21 protein-coding genes and 1 pseudogene are annotated in these 20,292 nt (G+C 41.0%); 19 read left to right on the forward strand and 3 right to left on the reverse strand.

The features are described 5' to 3' along the window. The first annotated feature begins 144 nt into the window (after positions 1-144). The 9 genes and pseudogenes from AACS92_RS10240 to AACS92_RS10280 all read left to right on the forward strand — a co-directional run bounded on the left by AACS92_RS10240 (position 145) and on the right by AACS92_RS10280 (position 4,219). On the forward strand, positions 145-468 hold the full coding sequence (locus AACS92_RS10240) for a hypothetical protein (RefSeq protein ID WP_099111117.1): 324 nt from the start codon (positions 145-147) through the stop codon (positions 466-468). After that, positions 465-785, forward strand: a complete 321-nt coding sequence (locus AACS92_RS10245; RefSeq protein ID WP_099111118.1) for an ANR family transcriptional regulator — start codon at positions 465-467, stop codon at positions 783-785. The genes AACS92_RS10240 and AACS92_RS10245 overlap by 4 nt, the downstream gene beginning before the upstream one ends. After that, the gene (locus AACS92_RS10250; protein ID WP_099111119.1) at positions 772-960 is read left to right on the forward strand and encodes a PerC family transcriptional regulator; all 189 of its coding nucleotides are present in this window, start codon (positions 772-774) and stop codon (positions 958-960) included. Before AACS92_RS10245 ends, AACS92_RS10250 begins: the two co-directional genes overlap by 14 nt. Beyond that, positions 960-1,451 carry a hypothetical protein gene (locus AACS92_RS10255; protein WP_099111120.1) on the forward strand — a complete coding sequence of 164 codons (492 nt, stop codon included), beginning with the start codon at positions 960-962 and terminating at the stop codon, positions 1,449-1,451. The genes AACS92_RS10250 and AACS92_RS10255 overlap by 1 nt, the downstream gene beginning before the upstream one ends. A gap of 10 nt (positions 1,452-1,461) precedes the next feature. After that, positions 1,462-2,235, forward strand: coding sequence for a Rha family transcriptional regulator (locus AACS92_RS10260; protein WP_241537992.1), 774 nt, complete (start codon positions 1,462-1,464; stop codon positions 2,233-2,235). A 9-nt stretch (positions 2,236-2,244) separates the two neighbouring features. Beyond that, positions 2,245-2,481 (forward strand): hypothetical protein, encoded by a 237-nt coding sequence (locus tag AACS92_RS10265; protein ID WP_099111121.1) that lies wholly within the window; start codon positions 2,245-2,247, stop codon positions 2,479-2,481. Beyond that, positions 2,478-3,092, forward strand: a complete 615-nt coding sequence (locus AACS92_RS10270; protein WP_099111122.1) for a hypothetical protein — start codon at positions 2,478-2,480, stop codon at positions 3,090-3,092. Before AACS92_RS10265 ends, AACS92_RS10270 begins: the two co-directional genes overlap by 4 nt. Before the next feature lie 216 nt (positions 3,093-3,308). Beyond that, a pseudogene (locus AACS92_RS21875) lies at positions 3,309-3,657 on the forward strand (KilA-N domain-containing protein); the annotation flags it as partial. Positions 3,658-3,898: 241 nt separating this feature from the next. Continuing rightward, positions 3,899-4,219 (forward strand): hypothetical protein, encoded by a 321-nt coding sequence (locus AACS92_RS10280; protein WP_099111125.1) that lies wholly within the window; start codon positions 3,899-3,901, stop codon positions 4,217-4,219. Positions 4,220-4,354: 135 nt separating this feature from the next. Here the strand turns inward: AACS92_RS10280 and AACS92_RS10285 are convergent, their stop codons facing one another. Continuing rightward, positions 4,355-5,617 (reverse strand): tyrosine-type recombinase/integrase, encoded by a 1,263-nt coding sequence (locus AACS92_RS10285; protein WP_099111127.1) that lies wholly within the window; start codon positions 5,615-5,617, stop codon positions 4,355-4,357. Between the two features lie 265 nt (positions 5,618-5,882). Here AACS92_RS10285 and AACS92_RS10290 point away from each other — a divergent pair, with 265 nt between their 5' ends. The 8 genes from AACS92_RS10290 (at position 5,883) to fur (ending at position 15,017) form a co-directional block, all read left to right on the forward strand. Further along, positions 5,883-6,875, forward strand: coding sequence for a GlxA family transcriptional regulator (locus AACS92_RS10290; RefSeq protein WP_099111128.1), 993 nt, complete (start codon positions 5,883-5,885; stop codon positions 6,873-6,875). Positions 6,876-7,020: 145 nt separating this feature from the next. After that, positions 7,021-7,962: an Rpn family recombination-promoting nuclease/putative transposase gene (locus tag AACS92_RS10295; protein WP_099111129.1), complete on the forward strand. Its 942-nt coding sequence runs from the start codon at positions 7,021-7,023 to the stop codon at positions 7,960-7,962. A 209-nt stretch (positions 7,963-8,171) separates the two neighbouring features. Further along, on the forward strand, positions 8,172-9,278 hold the full coding sequence (locus tag AACS92_RS10300) for an efflux RND transporter periplasmic adaptor subunit (RefSeq protein ID WP_099111130.1): 1,107 nt from the start codon (positions 8,172-8,174) through the stop codon (positions 9,276-9,278). 1 nt (position 9,279) lies between these two features. Beyond that, positions 9,280-12,393 carry an efflux RND transporter permease subunit gene (locus AACS92_RS10305; RefSeq protein ID WP_099111131.1) on the forward strand — a complete coding sequence of 1,038 codons (3,114 nt, stop codon included), beginning with the start codon at positions 9,280-9,282 and terminating at the stop codon, positions 12,391-12,393. Between the two features lie 45 nt (positions 12,394-12,438). Then, entirely contained in the window at positions 12,439-13,029 is a 591-nt protein-coding gene (locus AACS92_RS10310) for a TetR/AcrR family transcriptional regulator (protein WP_099111132.1), read from the forward strand. 207 nt (positions 13,030-13,236) lie between these two features. Then, positions 13,237-13,527, forward strand: coding sequence for a LexA regulated protein (gene ybfE, locus AACS92_RS10315; RefSeq protein WP_099111133.1), 291 nt, complete (start codon positions 13,237-13,239; stop codon positions 13,525-13,527). Between the two features lie 174 nt (positions 13,528-13,701). Next, positions 13,702-14,235, forward strand: coding sequence for a flavodoxin FldA (fldA, locus tag AACS92_RS10320; RefSeq protein WP_099111134.1), 534 nt, complete (start codon positions 13,702-13,704; stop codon positions 14,233-14,235). A 329-nt stretch (positions 14,236-14,564) separates the two neighbouring features. Continuing rightward, the gene (gene fur / locus AACS92_RS10325) at positions 14,565-15,017 is read left to right on the forward strand and encodes a ferric iron uptake transcriptional regulator (RefSeq protein WP_099111135.1); all 453 of its coding nucleotides are present in this window, start codon (positions 14,565-14,567) and stop codon (positions 15,015-15,017) included. A 117-nt stretch (positions 15,018-15,134) separates the two neighbouring features. Here fur and AACS92_RS10330 read toward each other — a convergent pair whose 3' ends face one another. After that, positions 15,135-17,828, reverse strand: coding sequence for a beta-N-acetylhexosaminidase (locus tag AACS92_RS10330; protein WP_099111136.1), 2,694 nt, complete (start codon positions 17,826-17,828; stop codon positions 15,135-15,137). Between the two features lie 394 nt (positions 17,829-18,222). Between AACS92_RS10330 and AACS92_RS10335 the strand changes: the two genes are divergently transcribed. Further along, the gene (locus AACS92_RS10335) at positions 18,223-18,630 is read left to right on the forward strand and encodes a DUF2000 domain-containing protein (RefSeq protein ID WP_099111137.1); all 408 of its coding nucleotides are present in this window, start codon (positions 18,223-18,225) and stop codon (positions 18,628-18,630) included. 68 nt (positions 18,631-18,698) lie between these two features. Further along, complete coding sequence (locus AACS92_RS10340; protein ID WP_099111138.1) at positions 18,699-19,310, forward strand: LysE family translocator; 612 nt, start codon at positions 18,699-18,701, stop codon at positions 19,308-19,310. Between the two features lie 133 nt (positions 19,311-19,443). Here the strand turns inward: AACS92_RS10340 and AACS92_RS10345 are convergent, their stop codons facing one another. Further along, positions 19,444-20,280 carry an AraC family transcriptional regulator gene (locus tag AACS92_RS10345; protein WP_099111139.1) on the reverse strand — a complete coding sequence of 279 codons (837 nt, stop codon included), beginning with the start codon at positions 20,278-20,280 and terminating at the stop codon, positions 19,444-19,446. Between the last annotated feature and the right edge of the window lie 12 nt (positions 20,281-20,292).

A 20,292-nucleotide genomic window follows, 5' to 3' on the forward strand; every position in this document is an offset into this window, starting at 1 on the left:
GAGTAAAATTAATTCATTACATGAGAAAATATCTGAGTTAGAAATGCAAATAGCCGACTTAGATTAATAATAAAAACAACAAACCAAATTTAATTACAGTGCCATCGCTGGGGAATCGCTTACGCCAAAAACGGAGAATATAGAATGACAGAATTAACCTTGCTTGAAAGAAAGAGAAAGGCTCTTATTAACGCCAAGCTGGATGCATTACAAAAGAAACATGGTTGCCACTCCGTAATAGTCAAAGTAGGTAGAACTAATTACAGACTGGATTTAGACGAAGAAATATTAAATCTAGCTCTAATTGAATTATTTGAAAAAGATACGTTAGCAGTTGGAGGAGAAAAAATACTTATTGATTCATACAGCAACTTTTACACCAAGCATGGAAATCTAACCATAGAGGGCGATGCATTTATGGAAGTAATACTAGAACACATCGCACAAAAAACGGAGCCAATAAAATGAAAAAGAAAACCTATTTAGATTTTGCCAATATCGCTATTCAAATGGAAAAAGAAGAAAAGTATAACCTCGCTGCCGAATACTGGGGAAAAGCTAATAAATTAGCAAATACGCTGAATACCCAACTCTGGTCTGAATATCGTCAAGAGCATAATGAAAAAAGATATTCATTGCATCATAGCCATAGCACCGCATTAAGAAGTCAGAAAGAAAATCAGCGAACAAAAGAAGTATTAAAAAAGCACCTTGATAATCACACTGAAACCAATAAGTGGAAACAGAAATTTCAACAGACGGAGGTGAATAATGACGGTATATGAACAGGCAGGTGAATTAGCGCGGAATTTAGAATCGAAAGGTTTATTTCGTCGCGCTGCTAATAAATGGGGTGAAGCCCTTTCATTATCCAATAATCTCAAGCAAGAACAGGAATGCATTAAAAACGGGAATCGTTGCATTCAAAAAGCAAAAGTAATTATTCGTGAGGGATGGTAATGAAATACACAGAATCAATGATAGAAGAAATGATTTCCGATTTAAAGGAAAGCAGATTTGAACCTCCTGCGTGTCTTTTAGATAAAAAAAGAGTGCTAGCTAATTATCCGCCAATTACCGATGAGGAAAAGATGGAATGTGCTGAATTTTCGGTTAAGCAAAAGCGAGCCATCGCTGCCAAAGAATACTTAGTTTCATGTGGTGAGCGCTTCGGAAGGCTTGAAAATGGAAATTTTATATTTACCCACAAAAATTGCACCACTGAAATAGATTCTGACGTGATTGAAACGCTACTTATTCACCAAATAGAAAAACCAATTTTAGAAATTAACCCAATTGAAAAATATATCGCATTGCAACGTTTCTATTTAGGAAACGAAATAAATGAAAAAGAAAACGGTAGTACATGGATGCGTGATTTTATCGACGGAGTATTTATCAACGGATTCAAATTATTTACTGCTGAACCAGCATCACCAAGCACACATTGAGAGACGAGATATGAGCAAGAAAAACGAAGTGATCACCAATAACCAAGCGGCAATGATGAGCAGCCGTGAAATAGCGGAACTGACGGGGAAGGAGGTAAAAAATGTTCATGTCGATATTTGGAACATGCTTACACAGTTGTATGGAATAAAAAAGGATGGTTGGAATTTCAACCATCATAAAAATCAACAAGTTAAATTAGTTGAAGGTGTAATCGCTGTTATCGACAATCGAGGCTATATCTCTGAATTATTGCTCGACCGTCGTCATACAGAGATCCTCATCACTGGTTATGACGTTGTTCGCCGTGCAGCAGTGATTGACCGTTGGTTCGATTTGGAATCCGGTAAAGCAACTCCGGCTGTCCAACAACAAACTACTGGCCTACCTCAACTATCCAAACTAGAAATCCTCCAGATGGCCATTGAATCTGAGCAAGGCCGATTGGTTGAAAAAGAGCGCGCTGATAAAGCAGAGCGCACCAAATCACAGATCAGCCGTAGTCGTGAGGCTAGCGCACTCGGCAAACTCAGTGCTGCCACCCGCAAATGTCGAGAACTGGAAGAACGCCTGGGCGAAAGCACCAAACACTCAACCATTACCAGCGTATTTAGAGCCACAGAGAAAGAGTACAAATATGCGCCCATCCGCAAATGGTGCCGTGAAAACAATATGGAAGCTACCGACGTACCCGACCCCAGATATGGCAGCGTGAAATCATGGCCTGCCGAAGCATGGCTGGCTGTATACGGTGTCGATCTCAAAAAACTGTTTGGTAAGAAGTGAGGAATGGAAATGGAAAAATACATTGTGACCTATTTAGCTGATTACCCTTGCGGACATCGACACACACTGCGCGTTGTTATGGACGCTCATAACGCAATGGATGCTATCGAAAAATCTCTGGCAGCACTAACTGATGATCAGCTGACCTCAACTAATCACACGCTCTTCTCTGTTATGCCGGAAGCGTTCAACGAAAACACCATTGGCTGTCTGGATGCATGCCCAAAGGCGGAGGTGAAGTCATGATCATCGATACCGATTTGTTACGTGCTGCTTTAGTTTGTGTAGCCAAAGGTGAGCAAGCAGAAAAACACCCCGGATTGACCGGGGTCCATATCACCCGGCAACACCTTGAAGCCACTAACGGACATGTACTGGTACGCATGGAGCTGGCAGAACATAGTGGTACGTTCTTTGATGACAATGATGCAGATGATCTCAATCTGGTTATCCGGTTCTGTGGTGATATTCCTGAGCAGGCTTGCTTTACGGAAATTATCTTGGGTGACGAGGTAAGAGCTATTCATCTGGACAAAAGCAATGAGATTTTTAGTTTCACTCGACTGGAAATAATCAAGGGTCGCTTCCCGGATTTAGATAAAACCATTCCAACAGAGAAGCAGGATGTTATGCCGCTCTTCTCAGCTGAGTATCTGTCTTATCCGGCCCAAATGTTTAAGGGGTCAGCGTCGGTGCTTATTGAACCCTCCGGTATGAATGCCCCGTGTCGGTTCCGGTTTTGCTCTTTCACGAACAGAATTTACGGCAACCCTGTTTTTGTAGTTTTCCCCATACATGAAAGCATCTTCGAGCTTGCCGAGCAAAAGGTAAAAGAAATGGAGGCAAGCCGTGACTAAGGAACACCGCCAGATGGTGGACATTGACGACGAACTGGTCAGAACAATAGTCCACATCGACGATGGCAGGGATTGGGGGCAGCGCATTATCCATACCATGAGACGCAACTTTTACATTCATGAGGGCGTTTGCCCTCCTCTTCCACCAGCACCCAAAGTGTCGGTAATGAAGATAACACCAGCGAAGAAAAAGCATAACAAACGGGATAAAAGATAATGAAAGGCAAACTATTACCTGTGGTTGTCGGTGTTGAAATTCCACTAGATGAATACGGGCGCTACAACCTGAACACATTACACAAAGCTAGTGGCGAGAATGAGAACAAAGCACCCAACCAGTGGCTCAGAACCAAGCATGCAAAAGAGCTTATTGCAGAATTAGAGGCTAAGTTATTGAAAAACAATCAGACGGCATATTTGCAGTCTGGTCAAAAAGCCGTCGATGTAAACAATGGCGGAGCATTACCCGGCACTTACGCTCATGAGTTGATAGCTGTTTCTTACGCGGGATGGATTCGACCAGATTTTCAGCTTGATGTGAATCAGGCATTTATCGATTTCAAATCAGGAAAATCAGGTATCAGTATTAATGCCCTGCCATCACTTGATCACATGGTTGGCAAATTTGATGAGTTACGCCACCAGCTCACGCGGGATGAAAAACAAGAAGCAGAGTTGCTTTCTGTATGCAGCCAAATCATGAACGCCCGCAAAAAGACCAAAGGAAAACGGCAGAAAATGATTAGCGCTCTTAAGGAGGCAGGTCAGATGTCCATAGGTTTTGATGAAAATAGTGGAGAAGAACAATGATCAGTCACTCATTCCACCTGACTCAGATTATTGCCTCAGTCTGGGGTGATCCGTCTGATATCACCGATGTAGTTTGGCATTCTGGATACCGTAAGCCGGAACGAGAAGCAAAAGAAATAGCCCAGCTCACTATCGACATTATGGAAGGGGTGCCTGATGGGGTGCCCTACTCTGCAAGACCGAAGAATTTGAACGATATTCTCATGGCGGAACTGAACAACATTATTTTCGATGCAACGTGGAGTGATAAGGCAACACCGGCGAGTGTGGCGAGGGTGATATTGGAGAACGGGTATCAAAAAGGAGAAGAAAAATGAATCAGTCACCTTATATCAAAACTCAGGAACTGGCAGATCGGTATGGGGTAAAGCCACATACTATAAGATTGTGGTGCGGTAATGGGAAGCAACGCCGAGAAGGCTTCCCAAAACCCAAGTTTAAATCCAATCAGCTTAATTTTTTGCGGCAGGATATTCTTGATTGGGAGAACGGGAAACAATTTTAGTCAGTTTATCCCACCAGCGTTCGTAGGCTTCTCTCTGCTCATTTAGGTAGGTGTGCTTATCGTACACCTGCCAAATTCCCGGCAGTTTATGACCCAGCATGATTTCAGCGACATGAGGTGACGTTAATTCAGATATCTCGGTGCGCATGGTTCTACGTAAGTCATGAATTGACCAGGATGCATAGGAATCATCAAAATATTCGGCCATTTTTTTACTTAGCCTTCCAATTATTGTGCTGTGCGAGTTTTGAACAAGTGGTTTACCTGTGGATACAGTAAATAAATATTCGCTGCCATGATTTAATCCCTTCGCTTGTTCAATGAGTTCTTTAGCTTCTGAGATAATGGGCCTAATGATAGGTTTTTTAGATTTCCTGCCTGTTTTATGATTTCTTGGGGGAACGATCCAGATGTTATTTTCATAGTCAAAATCATGAACCTTAGCTTTTAACAACTCACCAATACGACAGCCAAACAATAAGCATAATTTTACTATTATTGCATTACGAGGATTGCATTCAGGGCTATTGATAATATGAAAAAGCACCACTAACTCTTCCTCATTTAATATTCTACCGCTTATATCATCATCAAGATCTATGTCATCATTTGCATTCTTTTTGCTTAGGTCATTTCTCTCAACATCAGATAATGGGGTTAGATTAGTCATCCCTCTCCGAACAGCCCACCTGTGCGCAGTCTTTGTATATGCCAATATCCGAGCACCTATTGATGGCGATTGTTTGGCTACACCTTCAATCAAAGAAAGCCAAACATGTAGCGTCACTTCGTCATGAGGTAGCTTGCCAATTTTAGGGAATACATGAATTTCAAAAGAACGCAAAACTTCATCTGCTTTAACCTTTATTCCTTGCATTGTGGTTTCCCACCAATCCCTGATAAGTCTCTCCACCGTAACAGCATTCAAAACTGCTTCTTTGCGAACACGCTTAACCATATTAGGATTTCGATACTGTTCTAGCTCACTACGATAAGAAATCGCTAAATCTCGAGCATCTTTTAAACTAGTGGCTGGGTAAGTGCCAATATCAATCCGCTCCCCTTTGCCATTCCAGCGATACCTAAATTGGAATATAATCTTCCCTTTGGGGGTAATGCGAACAGATAAACCATCTCGATCTGATTTAGTAGAGATTTTATCTTGTGGTTTGCCACTGGTAGAGCGAAGCCATGAATCGGTAATTGCCATACAACATCCCTCAAAAATTACGCTATTTCTAATGTAGATTATGTACACAGACATGTACACTTTTTTCATGACGCCGAATGAATATCAGTGACTATCAATGACTTTAGCGAATGAAAATAAATTAATTTTCAATTTAAAATCAGATAATTAAAACAATCACTATGATGATGCGTGATCATTAATGGATATGAATGACTAAGCAAGCGTACTTCATAACGAAATTAACACAGCATTGTAAGATGTTCTTAAGGAAGAGAATACGACTATGAAACAAATCTCTATCACGGCCCTGGTTTTTTCACATTCATCAGTCACATCGGTTACCATGCCGATCGAAATACTGACTATCGCCGCCAATGCTATTGGCGGCCCCACTCCTCACGTTCATATTATTTCCCCCTCTCTTCAGAAAATGGATGAAATCCATGATAGGCTGATTGAATCTATCCCGGTATCTCACAGCAGCCTTTATCAGGTAGAGTATCCTGATCTCATCCTGATAGGCTCACTGGGTTTTCCAAAATGGCAGCCACAACACTGCTCACCGGAAATAATAGACTGGCTTAAAGCGATGGATGAAAAACATATTCCTATCGTTTCCGTATGTTCTGGCACGTTCATGCTGGCAAAAGCCGGTCTACTGACAACAAGTGCAACCATTCATCCCCATTTTTCTGCTGAATTTAAGACGTTATTTCCCCATATTCCCCTGTATATGGATAAAAAAATCACTTGTGACAATAACCGTTTTTGTATTTCCAGCGCTTATGGCACCGCCAGCGCTATGATGAATATTGTCGAGCTACTCTATGGTAAATGTGCCAGAGAGCATTGCGCGCATTTTCTGTTCGGGGAAAACGAAAACCAAAGTTCGTATGATTCGGTCAGCTTTGTTCCTTACCGTCAGCATTCTGATCTGCTCATTCACAAGTTACAGGACTGGATGCACTCTTTCCCTTCTGAGATTTTATCCGTCGCTGATTTAGCCAGTAAAATTCATCTTTGTGAACGGCAAATGAAACGCAGATTCAAAATTGCTACAGGACAAACCCCCATCCAGTATATTCAGAAAATACGGTTATCACAGGCCAAACACTGGCTGGAAAAGTCACAAAAAACCATTGAAGAGATCAGCCATGAAGTGGGTTATGAAGATACCCGTTATTTTAGAGAGTTGTTTAAACGCTGTAATGGCCTGACGCCCAAAGAGTATCGACAGAAATATCACCATCATACTGGTCGACTTTCGGTTGATTGATTTTTACCACTAAGATTATCGAAATACATAAGTAAATGGCTATAATTAACCATGTAAGCTGATTAATTACATTGTGTTATTACCTTGATATCTGAGTTTCTTGTGCTGTACACTGGGTGTGGGAATCATTTTTTGATAAAAAAACATGAAGAATAAAAAGACCATCCCCACACCTCATGATGCTGCGTTCAAAGGATTCATGGCTCAGATTGAAAATGCCCGTGATTTTTTTGACATTCATCTACCGGAAAAAATTAAGAAGCTATGCGATTTTAATACGTTAAAGCTGACTAACTCTTCATTTATTGATCGTCAGTTACGGTCAAAAATGTCTGATGTGCTTTATTCAGTGAAAACCCAACAGGGTGACGGTTATCTCTATGTATTGGTTGAACACCAGTCCACACCGGATAAAATGATGGCATGGCGCATGATGCACTACGCTTTTATGGCTATGAATCAGCACTTGCAGCAGGGAAATAAAGAATTACCACTGGTTGTGCCGGTTTTGTTTTATCATGGAGATACTAGTCCTTATCCGTTCCAGCAAACATGGACACAATGCTTTTCATTGCCAGAACTGGCTAACGAGATGTATTTCAATCCATTTCCGCTAGTGGATGTAACGGTGATTGATGATAACGAATTGGTTAGCCATCGCAAAATCGCCGTGATGGAACTGGCAATGAAACATAAGAATTTGCGGGAAAGAGTTGAAGCTGTGACCACGTCATTGGCACAGGCTCTTAAGCACAATTATAATAGTGACAATGATGTCGTTACTATTCTTAACTATCTGTTTGTCACGCTAGATTCACCACATTTTGAACAGGTGCTTCAACAACTGATTGAACAGGCAGACAGCCATCAGGAGGCGATTGTGAATATTGCACAGCGATTGCAGGAAAAAGGCCGAGAAGAAGGTATACAACAAGGTATGGTGCAAGGTATAGAGCAAGGCATTCAGCAAGGTGAAAAACAAGCTTCAGTTAACATTGCCCGAAACCTCTTAAAAAATGGTGCCAGTATTGAACTGGTTATGAAAAGCACTGGTCTCAGCCGCGAAGAACTTCTGTCCTTGCAATAACCCTTCTTCTCTTTTGTTCTCTTATCTGTTTTTTAGCCCCGGTAAGAGAACAAAAACACCAATTCCATACACAAATTATAGTTAATTTCGTGCGAAGCAATTCAGATTAGAATGTGGTTAAAATGTTTGCGCTCAATTTTTAGATAGACTAATCTATCTAAAAATATAGGCGCTAATTTAAGCATTCTGCTCATTAGTAAGGACGATAAATGGCAAGAAATTTGTTACCCCTTCTTGGCTTTTGTTTTTCTATTCTCATTTTCAATACAAACGCCCAGACATCCACGGAACAGATGTATGTTTCAACCACAACAATCCAGTCTGTTCCCTTTGTTCCCACCGTTAATATATTAGGGTCTATCGTCGCCAAAAATGAGGTTGTCATCAGCCCTACGCTAACTCAACTTATCATTACGCATGTTTTGGTCGAAGAAGGTGATCATGTCAAACAAGGGGATGTTCTGGCTATGCTGGAAACGCCCATTCAAGATGAAAAAGTCAGGCAGGCCAGCGCGAAACTCGAACAATCACTGTCCCTGATAAAACAGAACGAAGCTGTAAACAATCAGGCACAATCTGAACTGAGGCGAGTAAAACCGCTGATCAGCACAGGCGTAATTTCAGCCAGTGAATTTGAAAGATATAAAATGGAAGCAAACTCCGCACTGGCCGCCCTGAATGCAGCAAAAGCTGAGTATCGCCAATTACAGGCTCTATTACAGGAAGAAAAAAGCCAGCGGGCCAAAACAACGATCCTTGCCCCTAATGATGGGGTTATCAGTGAACGCATCGCAACAGTGGGGATGACCACCGATAATAATTACCTGTTTAAACTTATCGCTGATAATCAGTACGAATTTTCTGCTGAAGCCTATATCACCGAATTAAAGCAGATTCGGGGCGGTTTCCCCACAACAATAACGCTCACTGAAGGTGAAAAAATAACGGGTAAAGTCAGGTATATTTCACCTAAAATTAATCCAATCACTCAGATAGGAACTATCAGGATCGCTCTTGAAAATGTTCCCGCAGATATCAGACCAGGTGATTTCGGTTATGCTTTCTTTCAGTTTAAGACAGAAAATATTAATGCCATTCCTTATAGTGCAGTTAATATTACCAACGGAAATAAAGCCAGTGTCTTTATTGTTGGTAAAAAAAATGTGGTCGAAAAGAAACACCTTAATATAGGACGTATTTTTGGTAATTGGGTGGAAATAAAATCAGGGTTATCAGCAAACGATAAAGTTGTTATTTCTGCATCTCCATTCTTACAGGAGATGGATACCGTTTCTATTAAGCCACAGGGAAAATAAAATGAAGTTTCAATTATCAGAATGGGCCATCAGAAAGCCAATTCCCACCATTGTTATTTTCCTGGCTCTGACAATTGCCGGGTTATTCTCTTTCTCTGAGTTACCCATTAATGCCAATCCGGTGATTAATTTCCCGATAGTGACGGTCACTGCTGCACAAAATGGGGCTTCCCCTTCCGAAATGGAGAATGCCGTTACCAAGCCTATTGAACGGGCAGTTTCTGGTTTACCCGGGATCCGGCATATTAACTCAACCATTACTGATGGTGTCTCTATTACTATTGTTGAATTTAATTTGACCGTAGATCCCAATGTCGCCGTTAATGATATTCGGGAACAAATCACCCAAATACGGGCAGAATTACCACAAACTATAGATGAACCTCTGATAAATCGTATTGATGTCGAGGGAGGCTCTATTCTGAATTATGCTGTTCAGTCAAAGGACAAAAGCCTGACTGAATTATCCTGGTTTGTGGATGACAAATTAAGTAAACATTTATTAACTATTCCCGGCGTACAAAAGGTCAGCCGCTCTGGAGGCACAAGCAGAGAAATATTAGTTGAACCTGATCCGGTGAAACTGGCTGCATTAAAAATCAGTGTTGCAGATATTAACCGGTTATTACTCCAGAGTAATGTCAATATCCCCGGCGGAAAAATGGTTATCGCCGGTCAGAATCATGCTATCCGTATTTTAGGTGCCAAAAATCAAATTGATTATTTACGTCAATTAAAATTCCCATTAGATAATAATAACTGGGTAACACTGGGTGATATTGCCACAATTAAAGATTCACATGCAGAAACAAATACTATTGCACGCCTGAATGGTGAACCTGTTATTGGTTTTGCAATCTTCCGCACCAAAGGCTCAAGTGATACTGTAGTTGAAAAAGGGGTCACACAGGCATTAAACAAAATTGAAAAAGAGTACCCTGATATTAATATCAAACTCGTTTCATCAAATGTGAAATACACCGTAGCCAGTTATAATGCCACTATGCAAACACTGATCGAAGGTGCAATATTAACGGTCATTGTTGTGTTCTTCTTTCTGAAAAGCTGGCGGGCAACATTAATTGCTGCAATTGCCCTGCCGTTATCTATCTTGCCTACTTTTATTATTCTGCATTTATTTGGCTACACATTAAACAGCATCACACTATTAGCATTAACGCTGGTGATCGGGATTTTAGTGGATGATGCGATAGTCGAAATAGAGAATATAGAAAAATATATCGAAAGAGGTGAAAGACCCTATATTGCCGCTATCAAAGCATCTAATGCTATCGGGTTTGCCATCATCGCGATTACGATTACGATTGTTGCCGTTTTTCTACCGGTCAGTTTTGTCGGTGGTTTTGTCGGCCAGTATTTTGTGCCTTTCGGCGTTACTGTTTCAGCCGCTGTTTTATCATCTCTGTTAGTTGCCAGACTGGTCACTCCACTGATGTCTGCTTACCTGTTATTACCGAAAAAGGCATCGGCTAAAAAAGCATTATCAGAAAAACATAGCGAAGCAGATAAAGTCAGGACACCTGAGTGGATCAACAAATATGTTACCATTCTCGATAAAACACTCAGATTTCGTAAAACAGCTTTGGCCCTAGCCCTTATTTTCCTTTTTGGTTCATTAAGCCTGCTTGAGCTATTGCCCTCCGGTTTTTTACCTAAATCAGATATCAGTATCGCTAAAGTAGATATTGAAGTCCCTCCCGGAACACAGGTAGCCAAAAGTGATGAACTGTTACAGAAAATTATTAAGCAGTTTAAAGACCGGCCAGAAATTGTAGATATTTTTTCTATCGCAGGTGTTGAAGGAACAGCCGGGGATATCAGTCAGAATAAAAGCACTATTATTATTAACTTAGTGCCGATTAATGAGCGGAAATTGTCACAAAAGGAGTTTGAAGAATCATTAGCACCTATTCTGAGTGCAACACCAGATATTCGGTATAATTTTGGCAGCGGTAGCGGCAATAGGGATGTTTCAATTGTTTTAGCCAGTGACTACCCGGAGATTCTTTCTCAGACAATACAGCAGCTACGTCAGGAAATGATGCAGTTAAACGGATTAAAGAATGTTCAGATCCTACAACCGTTACCCAGACGAGAAATTATCATCACCCCCAATATTGCGGAAGCAGCCAGAGCGGGTGTAACAACCGATGCGATTGGCGCTGTCATTAAAACCGCCACCATTGGTGAAACCAGTGCCAATACCGCAAAATTTAATTTACCTGACAGGCAGGTGCCACTCCGCGTTTTATTGGCTAAAGAGGACAGGGATAGTCTGGCCGTGCTGCGTAATATGTATGTCAGCAGTACATCAGGAGTGAATGTCCCGATTAAATCTGTTGCAGATATTACCTTCAGCTCAGGGCCTGATGCCATAGAACGCATCTCCAGACAACGTAAGGCCGTGATTGAAGCAGACCTTGACGGCATTGCTATCGGAACCGCATTAGAGCAGATTAATCAGTTATCCACGCTGGAAAAATTACCGCCGGAAGTCAAAAGGATTGAGTATGGTGATGTTGAATACATGAATGAGATGTTCGAACGTTTTTTCACCACCATAATGCTCAGTATCCTGATGGTTCTGGCTATCCTGATTATTCTGTTCAAAGATTTCTTACAGCCTCTCACCATTCTGGTTGCCCTGCCGTTCGCTATCGGTGGTGCTATTATCGCTTTGCTTCTTTACAATGCTACGATTGATATGCCCGTTATCATCGGTTTTTTAATGTTGATGGGCATTGTCAGCAAAAATTCAATCTTACTGGTTGAGTTTATTCTCGAAAAATCTCGCTCTGGCATGTCACGCAATGATGCCATCATTCAGGCAGGGAAAGAGCGCGTCAGGCCGATCATCATGACAACAATTGCCATGATTGCCGGCATGATCCCTCTGGTTCTGACCAGTGGTGCGGATACCAATTTCCGTGCTCCTATGGCTATCGCCGTCATTGGCGGGTTACTCAGCTCAACTTTACTCAGTTTGTTGTTTGTGCCCGTTATTTATAGCTATATGGATGATTTTAAAAAATATATCATTCCACGTCTCAGGAAATTGTCATCGGTAACAAAAGACGATCTTAATTATCACTGATATGAATCGATCTGATTCTGTACCCAGCCTTTGGAGGAATATAAGGTGAAAAAACAGACCGAAAAACAGCGGGAAAAACGTAAGCATATTCTTGATGCAGCCATCTCCTGTTTTATCGAAAAAGGATTTCATGCAACATCGACAGCAGAAATTTGTAAAACGGCTGGTATGAGTCCCGGAAACCTGTTTCATTATTACCCGACCAAAAATGCCATTATTGAAGCTATTGCAGAAGAAGATAGCCATGACTACGATGAGATTCTGGCTGCCTGTTATGATGAAAATTCAGTGACCGTGACTATCGAAAAGTTGTTAGCAAAGCTGGTAGAGCTCTATAACGAACCCGGCTATGCCCGGCTAAGTATCGAAATTATTGCTGAGGCCAGCCGGAATCCGGCTATTAATAAGATATTTACCGAAAATGAGAAAAAAGTCCGCGAACATTTAACCCGGCTAATCAGCAAAGGCATTGAAAATGGGGAAATTGATAAACAAATTAATGCTGAACAGGCCGCTTCCTGGCTGATGATCACCGTTGATGGTTCCATCGGCAGGCAAATCATGGAACCTGATTTTACATGGCAGCAAAATCTTGATTCTTTTACCTATATGATACGAAAGGTTTTTATGCCGTAATCCCCGTATCCATGTACTGATTAAGGAAATGACCTTAATCAGTACAAATGGTTCCTTTTCTGCTTTATCTGTTTCACGATACTTTATTAACCACTATTGTTATACCCAATCCTGATAATCTCTCCTATCAACCAGTAGCGACACGCGCCCAGCTAAGGTATCATTGCCGGCTATATTATTGGTACACGCCCTTTATCAATTGAATTTATGGCAAAAGAACAAACTGATCGCACCACACTGGATTTGTTCGCAGATGAACGCAGGCCTGGGCGACCTAAAACAAGTCCGCTGTCCAGAGATGAACAGCTTAGGATCAATAAACGTAATCAGCTACGCCGGGATAAAGTCAAAGGACTTCGCCGGGTGGAGCTAAAACTTAATGAAGATGCTGTCGATGCACTGAATCATCTGGCAAAACAGCGCAATATCAGCCGCAGTGAATTGATTGAACAGATGTTGCTGGCTCAGTTAGCAACAGAAAATAACCTTACCAATTAACGGCTTTAATTCAACAGCGTGATACGGCGCTACCACACAAATCTGACAGACTTGTCACTGATGTTTGGTCAAAATAAAGTTTTTTCGTTTATTAAAACTGATATTTTTCTCCTGCTGATTTCAGCGTGACGTGTATAGCTTAACTACACATAAAACAAGAGGTTAATCCACTTTATGGCAATAATAGGTATATTCTTCGGCAGCGACACTGGCAACACAGAGAACATTGCCAAAATGATCCAAGAAAAACTGGGCGGTGCTGATGTTGCGGAAGTCCACGATATTGCCAAAAGCAGCAAAGAAGATCTTGAAGCTTTCGATATCCTGCTGCTAGGCATTCCAACCTGGTATTACGGCGAAACCCAATGTGACTGGGATGACTTTCTCCCGACACTGGAAGAAATCAATTTTGAAGGAAAATTGGTTGCCTTGTTCGGCTGCGGTGATCAGGAAGATTATGCAGAGTATTTCTGTGATGCTATGGGCACCATTCGCGATGTCATCGAACCTCGTGGTGCAATTATCGTTGGTCACTGGCCAATCGAAGGGTATCACCATGAAAAATCAAAAGGAATGGCAGACGATAAACACTTCATTGGTCTCACCATTGATGAAGATCGCCAGCCAGAACTGACTGATGAACGTGTTGAAACTTGGGTAAAACAGATCACGGCTGAAATGAGCCTGTCAGAAATCCTTGGCGCATAAAATTGTTCTGGCGTCTGATAGACATAAGAAACGTCTTTTGCACAGGATAATTCCTGAATAATGTGTCATGATAACGCGATAGGCATGGTTTTCATTTTCAATATCCATGCCTATAATCTACAACGTGAAACTAAATCATGATTCTCTCACAATAACACCCATAACTTATGGATTTTGAGTCGCATCACGATGGCAAGGGTACTCATCCTCCGGAACATAGAACACTATGTGACAGAAATAAATGAGTACAGCCAACAAAAAGGCGATTTGAAAAACGATGGGTATGTATTGTTAAGTTCACTAAACTCAAGCTACAGGACTGAATCCGCATGACCGACAACAATAAAGCATTGAAAAATGCTGGACTTAAAGTAACACTTCCTCGCCTGAAAATTCTGGAAGTGCTACAGGACCCAGAATGCCATCATGTCAGTGCGGAGGATCTCTACAAAAAACTGATTGATATCGGTGAAGAGATTGGCCTCGCCACTGTCTATCGCGTGTTGAACCAGTTCGATGATGCCGGCATTGTTACACGCCACAATTTTGAAGGCGGTAAATCGGTTTTCGAACTCACTCAACAACATCACCATGACCATCTAATTTGTCTCGACTGCGGTAAAGTGATTGAATTCAGCGATGAATCCATTGAAGAACGTCAGAAAGATATCGCAACACGTTATGGAATCAAGCTGTCAAATCATAGTCTATACCTGTATGGTCACTGCACTACAGGCGATTGTCGCAAAGACGGTTCGTTACATGATGAGAAAGCACGATAAGGAGTCAGCATTTACTGCTACTTCTAGTGTCTGACCCTGTCAGAGAAGCTACTGCCGATTAGCTAAGACTAATCGGCAGGTTGCTTTTGAATATCCTATTAAAGGGCAGCTTTAAGATTACTCAGAGAATACCTCTTCCACCCGGCTGAAACGCTTGCCGTCAGTGCTGACAGAACGTATTTTCACATGACCATTAACATGAGGCCGCTGTCTGTCATCATAAGCTTCCCATGTTTTTCCATCATCTAATGAATACTGAATAGTCAGACCCGGCAAGGCGATATTCGCTTCCAGTATCCCGGAGACAATTTTTGCACCGGGTATCGGCAGACGATACGGAATATGAGCTTTATCCAGTTTAGCCATTTCGCGCTGTCCCATCAGATTAGCAAAATGCAGCCAATCCTTATTAAGCTTATCGGTGTCTACATACCGTGTAATTCCGCCTTTATATTCCCTTCCTTGCTGGTAATTCTGCTCCCACTCAGCCTGATGCCATGCCCGTTCCGCCAACGGTAATAAGCGCGGATAAATCATATATTCCATCTGCTCATCAGTGCGCACAGTCTCACTCCATGACTGCCCTGACAGCCCATATGCTCCCGGCCAACGTTTACCGCTGTTTGCATTAAAATGGTCTCCGTTGATATCCACTGAAGTTTCAGCGTTTTGTGGCATATTATTGGGTGCAAAACTGAAGATTTTCGCTTCATCATTAAAACGGGAGGCCCAGTAGTAGCCCCGCTCTTTCGGATTGACCTCGTAGGGCATATCCAGATAAACATAATCAGGACTGGAAATAATGACCTGATAGCCTTTATTAGCCCAGTCATTAACAGAATCCGCACCGCCCCAATAAAGCGTATCCCAGAAGTTGACCGCAACATGTCGTGTAGCAAAGTCTTTTGCTGATTTCGCATGTTTCAGTCCGTCCTGCCATGATTGCATCGTATCAATGCCATGTTTATTAACGATTTTACTGACTTCAACCGCAAAATAACTGGACAGTTCATCAACATCTTTGATAATGCCCTCCGCAATCATTTTTTGACAAGCCTGAGATTTTGCCCACGGCTTATCTTCAATTTTCTTATTGATGATCCCTTTACCCGGCTCAATCGGGCCATCTTTATCCTGATATCCCGCGCCCAGACGAATATTTTTCGCTTCATCGCCCCCATAGTGCCATGTTGTCAGTAGTGAGCCGGCTTCTTTATGCATCTCGGCAATTTCACTGATAACTTTGTCAATAAAACGTTTGGAAGAGTCCATACATGGATTCAGATAACTATGGCGATCATAAAACTGTACAGATGTTGTATTTGAGGTATCTGTCGGATCGAGCAGACGATACTCATTAGCTGCCTGTTCTTTTCCTTCTGCCATCAGTTTCTTATAACGGGCTTCCATTGACACCACCGCTGCACGGGCATGAGCCGGAATATCAATCTCCGGGATCACCTCTATCTGACGGGCTTTAGCATATTCCAGAATATCAATGTAATCCTGACGACTGAAGTAACCACTTCCCATATTATTACTATCCGGCCCTGAGCCTAACTGTGGTAGCAGGCACTTTGTCTCACTTAAATCATGGCAGCGTTTACTGCCGATTTCTGTTAGCTCCGGTAAACCGGGAATTTCCAGACGCCAGCCTTCATCATCACTTAAATGGAAATGGAATTTATTCAGCTTATAAGCAGCCATTTGATCCAGCAGACGCAATACAGCTTCTTTACTATGGAAATTACGCCCGACATCAAGGAACGTGCCACGATACTCAAATCGGGGTGCATCTTGTGCGGTTAATGTGGCAATTTTCGGTACACCATCAGCCGGGATCAGGGAAAACAGCGATTGCAGGCCGTAAAACACGCCGGACTGATCAAAAGCAACTATATGTGCTCCCTTGGGGGTGATATCCAGCGAATAAGCACCTTTCACCCGCCAATCACCCGCAAATTTGTCAGCATTAATTTGCGTTGTAATCAGGTAACCGTTATCGGTTAATTTAATCTTGTGAGCCGCAAAACGATCCCGAATCACCCTGACTGATTGGCCGCTCAATCCTCCCAGTTCCAGTTTTACTCCACGGGACAAATTGACATCCTGTGAGTGGATCGTCACCTTTTTAGGTGTCGGAATAATCTTCCCACGCAATTTATCTTCACTAATTAACACCATCTGACGATTTTTCTCAAAACGGTTTTCAGGTGTCATCAGGACATTATGATCCGTTGTGGTGCGTTTCCACTGTTCTGCCTGAAAAGGAGATAAAAATGCACTCAGATCTTCAGTATCCGTATTTACCAATACTTTAGGAATGGCATCACCGGATGTGGCATACCAGCGCGGCATAAAATCAGTGCTATAAATCTGCCAGTATTCTCCAATAATTGGCAGTATGATTTTTTCATTCGCTCTGATGCCCCTGAATTTTTCAGTCGGTTCCAGCCTATGCAAATCCCCTGTGATGTGAGTGATTTTATATTGCTCATGATCAATTCTGAGGATTTGGCGGATACTGTGAAAATAGAGTGACCAATCCGCAGAATCAATATTCTGATCACCATTAGTCAATATGATATTAACCCGATTACAAGCTGCCCAGTCTGCACCTAAAATGGCGCAATTAGTCCCATGTGCTCCGGCCTGATTGTCTACGATACTGAAATTCACATTTAATTTGCTGAGTGAATCCACTACCTGCTGTGATGTCATTTCCGTACGAATGTTTTCTGCACAAGCACCCGCAGTGAACCCTGCCGCTATGAGAAATGCTGCCAAAGTATGTAATTTAATGCTTTTCATTAATAATGACCTCGTCCGAGTTTATTTTTTCGCCCAGAACAAAAGGCTGTTTCTGACATATTAAAATGCGTTTAAACAACATGTTATGAACAACATCATTTAAGCAATATGGCTTCAATAACACGATTTAAATGACATAGCATCAACACAAAATAACCCTACACAACATGTGACTATAAGGCAATTTTTAATCTTGGTAGAAGGGCTTAATTTTCATTACGATTCTTTTGTATATAAAAAAAGTGATGAAAATCATACTTAATCTTTCTTTGGGGCCGTGCATTTTTAATATTCATCACGTGTGGAACGTATCCATGCACAAACGTACAAGACAAATATGATGCCGTTAATTAAATATATTGTTCACATAACAACGTATGGAAAATGACTTAAAATGTTTGATACAAAAATTGCTTTCATAGTGCGGGATGACTTACAGACCTGGCAAAAACTTAATGTGGTTGCATTCCTCGCAACAGGCGTTGCTTCATCTGCATCGGAGATTATAGGTACCCCCTATATCGACTCTTCTGGCCATAAATATGGAAGCATATGTGGTCAACCTATGCTTATTTTTGATGCTGATATTAATGCACTTCAACGTGTTCATAAGAAAGGCTTGGAGCGATCTCTCCTTCTAGTTCCTTACGTCTATACAATGTTTTCAACAGGTCACGATGCCGCGAACCGAGAAGTTTTTTTAGCCGAAGATGCGGATAACATGAATTTAGTCGGCCTCGCTGTGCATGGTCCAAAGAAATCGGTAGATAAAGCAATAAAAGGATTATCTCTTCACAAATGATTCAATTTTGATTGAATAGCGGTCTATTTCAAGCTTATAAAAATTTAAAATTTATTTAGAGAGATTGTATGGAAATATTTCTTTATACCCTTGGTGTAATGTATAGCCCCGGCCCTGTTAACTTTATGGGTATGAATTCTGGTTTAACCGGTCAATTTAAAAAAACGATTGGCTTTTTTATTGGGGTAGGCTGTGCAATGCTTACATTATTTATATTTTTAGGGTATGCAGGAGAAGCTATTATCTCTCATAAACATCTCCCCTATATTTCATTACTTGGATCCTTATATACATTTTATCTTTCATTTAAAATGGCAACATCTAATATACAGTTAGATAAGAGAGAGATAATAGCTACACCTGATAAAAATCTTACATTTTGGAATGGTTTTTTAATTCAAGCATTAAATCCCAAAGGTGTACTTGTCGTCTTACCTGTCACTACGATTATGTTTCCTGCTGCTCATATTACAGGATCAATGATATTTTTAGTATCGGTACTGATTTCAATTGGTGGAGCTGGTGCACCAGGGCTTTATTCATTTTTTGGTGAAATTATTGGTAAACAGATAAAAAATACTTCATGGCTTAATCATCTAAATAAAGTAATGGGCGCTATGCTGGCTATTGTTGCCATTTTTATGGCTTATGATTTTTTTGCTGGCATTAACTTAATATAAGACGTGTTAGTTATTTCCTCCATCTTTAAATAATACGAAAAATAGATTTCATCTTTCGGTATTACTAAAATATTCGACTTATAATTATTTATTTTATATTTGAAGGTGGAGGCTCTCCGTCATATCGTTTTTATTAGCATATAAATTTTTTATGGTGATTATTTCTGTTTATATTTCTCCAGTGTGCTGGTGTTAAACCAAACGCTTTTGTGAAATGTCTTGCCATATGGCTTTGATCGAAAAAGCCTGCTATCAACGCAGCATCAGTAATAGAATCTCCAACCATTAAGCAGGATTTTACTATATCTAATCTGCGCATTGTCATATAACGATGAGGGCTTGTTCCGAATAATAACCTGAAATCTCTAGAAAGACTCCAGCGATCACGATTTACGTTACATTCAAGCTCACCTAATGTTATATTTTTATCTAAATTTGAGTGAATATACTCTCTTGCTCTTTCCGCAGCGAAATAATCAAAATTTCTTTTTTTATTTAAAGCAGATCCACTTGCTTCAACTAATGAAACAGCTAAATCATAAAGAGCATCATCTTCTTCCATAGGATCTATTCTGCAATCCATATTTTGTAAAATTGCATTCGTTGCTCTAAAAATATTGGGATCACGGGTAATACCATTTTTTATAAATGGTAATGGTTTTCCTTTTATTATTTCTTGTATTATTGATGGTTCGATATATATCATTTGATAGTGGAAACCAGCACTCGTCCCAGCCTCGCCATCATGAACTTCGTCAGGGTGTAATACCATAATATTGCCAGGAAGACTGTGTTGCATCTTACCACGATAGTGAAAGCTCTGGACTCCAAACAAGGTCTTCCCAATTGCATAGGTATCATGTCTATGAGGGTCATAACCGTGATTTAAAAAATAAGCCTCTATTCTTTCGACTTTCCTTGTTTCAGGTGCTCTATATACCCAATCTCGCGATGTAGCTAATCCATGCATATTAACTCCATA

Source organism: Xenorhabdus sp. KJ12.1 (genome assembly GCF_963876495.1).
GTDB classification, from domain to species: Bacteria; Pseudomonadota; Gammaproteobacteria; order Enterobacterales; family Enterobacteriaceae; genus Xenorhabdus; species Xenorhabdus stockiae.

Bases quoted from the DNA above. Each gene is read 5' to 3' on its own strand.
- AACS92_RS10255 (WP_099111120.1), top strand. From the start codon at position 960: ATGAAATACACAGAATCAATGATAGAAGAAATGATTTCCGATTTAAAG.
- AACS92_RS10270 (WP_099111122.1), top strand. From the start codon at position 2,478: ATGATCATCGATACCGATTTGTTACGTGCTGCTTTAGTTTGTGTAGCC.
- AACS92_RS10265 (WP_099111121.1), top strand. From the start codon at position 2,245: ATGGAAAAATACATTGTGACCTATTTAGCTGATTACCCTTGCGGACAT.
- AACS92_RS10335 (WP_099111137.1), top strand. From the start codon at position 18,223: ATGTTTGATACAAAAATTGCTTTCATAGTGCGGGATGACTTACAGACC.
- AACS92_RS10260 (WP_241537992.1), top strand. From the start codon at position 1,462: ATGAGCAAGAAAAACGAAGTGATCACCAATAACCAAGCGGCAATGATG.
- AACS92_RS10245 (WP_099111118.1), top strand. From the start codon at position 465: ATGAAAAAGAAAACCTATTTAGATTTTGCCAATATCGCTATTCAAATG.
- AACS92_RS10240 (WP_099111117.1), top strand. From the start codon at position 145: ATGACAGAATTAACCTTGCTTGAAAGAAAGAGAAAGGCTCTTATTAAC.
- fldA (WP_099111134.1), top strand. From the start codon at position 13,702: ATGGCAATAATAGGTATATTCTTCGGCAGCGACACTGGCAACACAGAG.
- AACS92_RS10285 (WP_099111127.1), bottom strand. From the start codon at position 5,617: ATGGCAATTACCGATTCATGGCTTCGCTCTACCAGTGGCAAACCACAA.
- AACS92_RS10295 (WP_099111129.1), top strand. From the start codon at position 7,021: ATGAAGAATAAAAAGACCATCCCCACACCTCATGATGCTGCGTTCAAA.
- AACS92_RS10330 (WP_099111136.1), bottom strand. From the start codon at position 17,828: ATGAAAAGCATTAAATTACATACTTTGGCAGCATTTCTCATAGCGGCA.
- AACS92_RS10340 (WP_099111138.1), top strand. From the start codon at position 18,699: ATGGAAATATTTCTTTATACCCTTGGTGTAATGTATAGCCCCGGCCCT.
- AACS92_RS10305 (WP_099111131.1), top strand. From the start codon at position 9,280: ATGAAGTTTCAATTATCAGAATGGGCCATCAGAAAGCCAATTCCCACC.
- ybfE (WP_099111133.1), top strand. From the start codon at position 13,237: ATGGCAAAAGAACAAACTGATCGCACCACACTGGATTTGTTCGCAGAT.
- AACS92_RS10345 (WP_099111139.1), bottom strand. From the start codon at position 20,280: ATGCATGGATTAGCTACATCGCGAGATTGGGTATATAGAGCACCTGAA.
- AACS92_RS10290 (WP_099111128.1), top strand. From the start codon at position 5,883: ATGAAACAAATCTCTATCACGGCCCTGGTTTTTTCACATTCATCAGTC.
- AACS92_RS10300 (WP_099111130.1), top strand. From the start codon at position 8,172: ATGGCAAGAAATTTGTTACCCCTTCTTGGCTTTTGTTTTTCTATTCTC.
- AACS92_RS10250 (WP_099111119.1), top strand. From the start codon at position 772: ATGACGGTATATGAACAGGCAGGTGAATTAGCGCGGAATTTAGAATCG.
- fur (WP_099111135.1), top strand. From the start codon at position 14,565: ATGACCGACAACAATAAAGCATTGAAAAATGCTGGACTTAAAGTAACA.
- AACS92_RS10280 (WP_099111125.1), top strand. From the start codon at position 3,899: ATGATCAGTCACTCATTCCACCTGACTCAGATTATTGCCTCAGTCTGG.